This is a genomic window from Carboxydocella sp. ULO1 (assembly GCF_002049255.1).
In the GTDB taxonomy this organism is placed as follows: Bacteria; Bacillota.
In genome coordinates, this window is record NZ_BDLQ01000144.1 from 3,780 (window position 1) to 4,318 (window position 539).

Here is a 539-nt window from a genome sequence, read left to right on the forward strand (position 1 = left end):
TTGGCTAAAACGCCTATCAGGTAGCTACGCCGGAAGCTGGAAGCATGGGCTAAGTCTGGTATTCTGATATAAAGAAAGCCGTTCGGGTAAGGGATAACCTGAAACTCTCCTTCGTACTTGCCCAGGTTGCCGGGATAAGGAACGCTGAAGCCCTCCGGCCACGGCTCCGGCTGGCCGGAAGCACTAACATTACACAGGGCTACCCCATCAGGGTTTGTGTCTATAGCCAGACAACCTTTAGCAAAGTCCGGTTCCTGCACCCTGACCACTTCAAATGTCAAATGTACCAAATAGCGTCCTTCCAGGGTGCGGATCAGTTCTACCGCATAGGGTAACTTCATGGCCAGCCATATCTGCACCAGTTCCCGGTGTTTTTCCGGCAGCCACAACTTGCCCTCAACCCTGGGGGCCTGGCTCATCCTGGGGCGTCCAAGTTTATCTATGCCTGTCTGTTCAGAAAGGTGGGAGAGGGAAACCGCCAGGCGGAAGTCCTGTCCGTCATAAAATATCTTAATGTTGGGGTTGCCTCCCTTGCTCTC

The 539-nt window shown here is 53.4% G+C and carries 1 pseudogene; it reads right to left on the bottom strand.

Annotation, left to right across the window (positions count from 1 at the left end):
• Window positions 1-539: pseudogene (locus ULO1_RS14095) on the bottom strand (IS200/IS605 family accessory protein TnpB-related protein); the annotation flags it as partial.